The organism is Gardnerella sp. CCPDSM (assembly GCF_056754715.1).
The window spans coordinates 1-3,715 of sequence record NZ_JBQEQO010000017.1 but is presented as its reverse complement, the minus strand read 5'-3'; the positions used below and the strand labels follow the sequence as shown (position 1 = coordinate 3,715).

3 protein-coding genes are annotated in these 3,715 nt (G+C 36.1%); 1 reads left to right on the top strand and 2 read right to left on the bottom strand.

Going from position 1 to position 3,715, the window contains the following annotated elements; genetic code table 11:
• Positions 1-663: 663 nt before the first annotated feature.
• Positions 664-1,242, top strand: a complete 579-nt coding sequence (locus ACTJLE_RS06180; protein ID WP_481267872.1) for an FMN-binding protein — start codon at positions 664-666, stop codon at positions 1,240-1,242.
• A gap of 43 nt (positions 1,243-1,285) precedes the next feature.
• Here ACTJLE_RS06180 and ACTJLE_RS06175 read toward each other — a convergent pair whose 3' ends face one another.
• Together ACTJLE_RS06175 and ACTJLE_RS06170 are read right to left on the bottom strand one after the other, a co-directional pair.
• The gene (locus ACTJLE_RS06175; RefSeq protein ID WP_410296730.1) at positions 1,286-2,008 is read right to left on the bottom strand and encodes a hypothetical protein; all 723 of its coding nucleotides are present in this window, start codon (positions 2,006-2,008) and stop codon (positions 1,286-1,288) included.
• Positions 2,009-2,265: 257 nt separating this feature from the next.
• Entirely contained in the window at positions 2,266-3,294 is a 1,029-nt protein-coding gene (locus ACTJLE_RS06170) for an amidase domain-containing protein (protein ID WP_415699527.1), read from the bottom strand.
• Between the last annotated feature and the right edge of the window lie 421 nt (positions 3,295-3,715).

Below are 3,715 nucleotides of genomic sequence, written 5' to 3'. Positions count from 1 at the left end.
AAAACCGAGCCTTCATACGCTTGATTGCCGAACATAGAAAAACAGAAGCCAACCAGCGCCCATCGCAATGCTGGACTAATAGATCTCATACGAATAAAAATATTATCTTTGCTAAAAATCGCCTTCACAGCAACCAGCTCTCCCCTAAAAACTCTTTCAAAATAACGCAAACTTGCATAGCTACTTACATGCAAACTTACATAACTACTCGCATGATTACTTGCAAATTGCTATCCAACTTAAATAATCACTACAAACTACACAAATCAAATAGCTTATTTGACAAATTTGATAACACTATACTCTTGGTCAAAAAAAAACAACAAATAATAGTAATAAGTCATGATCGCGACTTTTTAGAGAGCCTCTCAATCACAAGATGGCTCGAACTTAGCAGTTCTGGATTATCTGAACTCGCATAATATATGCACCCGTCTTTCTGGCAATATTATATTTATGTGACCGAAGTGAGGTAAGCGATACACTTGCGATCAAAGAATACGTCGTTGAGTCTGCATCACGCAAAACCATGATGAAACTAAAAGAGCCTAAAGCTGGTCTAAGTTCAAACTATTCTCTTGTTCTGTATCTTACCTTTGAAAAAAGGGAAATTGGAGTCGAATTCCTAGCCAGTCGCTAGACATAGGGAATCCACCCTGAAGGATGTCGAATCCAAAAAAAGTTGCAAAAACTGTTGCTGCGCTTGCTGTTATAGCTGCATCGTCTGCTATGTTGTCCGCTTGTGGAGAGCCAAAAGCTGTTCCTATGAACGATGAGTTCGCTGGCAATTCTGGTCAAAGCGCGGATGATGGTGGTAACCCTTCAGGGAAGTACGATGCTGGCGCTCAGCAATCTAAGTCTTCTGCGCAAATTGAGGATTCTGGAGATTCGCAAGATTCAAAAAACCAGCAGAATCAGCCTAAAACCGATACTGGCGATTACAAAGATGGCGAATACAAAATCAAAGCCACGTATGGTCCTGTTGCAGAAGATAGTTTTGATGTGAATTTAAGCGTTGCAAGTGGTAATGTGAACGGTGTTGAAATCACGCCTCATCCGTTTACGCCAATCTCTAAAAAACACATGAACGCTTTTGCTAGCGCTATCTCTGGAAAAATAGTTGGAAAACCGCTAAAAGATTTGCATATCTCGGTTGTTGCTGGAGCAAGTTGGACTAGCGATGCATTTAACAAGGCGCTTGACGTTGCTCGCCAAGAGGCTTCAATCGCATCTGCGCAATAATTGCAAGGCACAATCGCGATTATTGCGCGGATTGAATCAGCATCTAATCTTTTTTATTTTGAACGCTATCAACTGATTTTAATCGTACATTTTCCTTATATTTGTGCAACATTAAAGCAAAAGCTGTACAAGTGATTAGGTAGAAATTCCACGTAGTAACAAGAGTGAAAATATGAGGTCCAGGGTATGGATTGATTGAATACCCATACAATAGTTCTGTATCACTTGACCATAGCAATGTACCTAATGTATCAAAAATAATAATTACAATAGGTATTAATGCTTTCCATCGCATTGAATCTTTGCGCAAAGATAACACAGCAATTGCAAAGCAAATTGGCACATAAAATCCAGACAATTGTACTGCCTTATACAATGTTGAATTAACTGCATCATGCAATCCTGTAAACCAAAATCGAAGAAGTAATACAATACTTATAGCATCAATCACTACTAAAATAATCCACAAATATTTTGCACAGAAAGAATGAATATTTTTAAATTTTTTCTCCTCGAGAACAATATTGCAAGATGCACTATTTTCTGACTGTTCTTTCTCGATGAAAGTCTTATAACTATTAAATGCAAGAAGCATAACCAATACACTATGTACGCAAAAATTCAGGCATATAAGAACTGTATTTACTTCAGAGCCGGGATAATATGCATAATCTACCATAGGAACTTGTAATAGCTCTGCTAATGATTGTGCATACATGCAAATAAGCGTAGATATAACGAAAAGCGCTACTAATGTTATTGACATTATCCAGCGTTTGCGCTCGCGACAAAATGCAATAACGCAAACCAACAATACAAGACTTACTACACTAGTCCATGCAAGACCGTCATATAAAACATACCCATCCGATGTGTTAATAAAATATCTATATGCCAGAGTAAGTAGGCATATAGTGTCAAGTGGAATAAACAATAACCACGCGCACTTGCGTTTACAAATATTCTTTAGCAAATTCATTATTTACATTCTTCTTAAATGAAAATGTTACAAAATTTTACTATTTATCGACGTACTCTATAATAAATAGCTTTTCCGTCATGTTTTGGCCATCCACCATCCCACGCTAAATAATTCGTGGAATGTTGTGCAATCTTCAAACCATCGCGACCTTTTTGATACACGAAACCGATATGATCAACTTCTCCATCTTGGTTATAATCAACGCCGATAAAATCACCGTCAGCAACAGAATGAACAAGCTGTTTCCAATGCTTTGTATTGTAGCCACTTCCCATATAATTTTTGAAAGTATTAGCAATAACCCAAGAGATAGAAGTGTTATTCTGTGCCTTCCACCACCAACCTTTAGATGGATTATTATACATATCCATTGATACGCCACCGGCGTACAAAATTTGAGAAGCAAAATTTGTGCAATCTTCACCGCGTTCCCAAATCCACCAGCCTCTTTTTTTATAACCGTATTTTGGATTAGGTTTTACAGCATATTTTGCAGCATATTTTTTCGCGGCAGAAACATTAATCCCTGAACTACGGTCTGCGTAATATGGTTTATCATTATGATTTTCTGGTAATGTTGGCAAAAGTAAATAAGCGCTTTCTATGCCTTCTTCTTTAGATAGAAATCCATTAGAAATTTGTTTATTTATTTTTTCAAGTTCAGCAAGTATTGCATCATTCTCAGATCTATTTTCATACCAATCTAAAAATTCAACAGATTCTGTCGCGTCTGTTCTCAATGTATTTTTTTCATCCTCTTGTGAAAGAATGTTTTTATAAATTGTTGCTGTTTTTTCAGTTAATTCAGGCAAGGAATAACTTTTCTTAGCTTTGTTGATAACGTCAAAATGTTCAGATAAAAAGTTTTGCTTTGCTGAATTTGGGTCTTGGAATGTATCTAGTAATCTGAAACGCTCACCTTGGAATGCTATATAATTTCGTACTTTTACAAAACTATTTTCTTGAGTTGTAACTCCAGAATGATTACCGGCATATGCTACATTTACTAATCCATTAGCAATCAGTAAACATGCAAAGCATGTAGCTATCATTTTATAACAAATTTTCATCTTATCTTCTCTCCTAATTAACCATGATGATCAGCAACCGTACTGATAAAAGAAACTAGCAAAGCGCTAGTTGCATGCATCTTTACGGTGCAACTAAACAACACATTAGAAATTCTACTATTGAATTTATATGGATGTCAATAAAATCATAAAACGATGTTTTATGTATATGGAATTGTTGTTCTGTTGCTATAAGTGCCATTTTGTTTCAAATATCAACTAAATATATTTAATATACTAAATGTATTAAAAATGTATGTAATTCTAGTCTTACGCCTTACAATTCAGTCATTGTAATTGTTGCATGACGCTGTAAACAGGACGCATGTTATCGTGGCAGATTTTGCTAGATTTGCGATTTTTGCCACGATAACTGTGTGTGTCACGCATTTGCTGGTTCTATTGCAATACGTCCACCTAA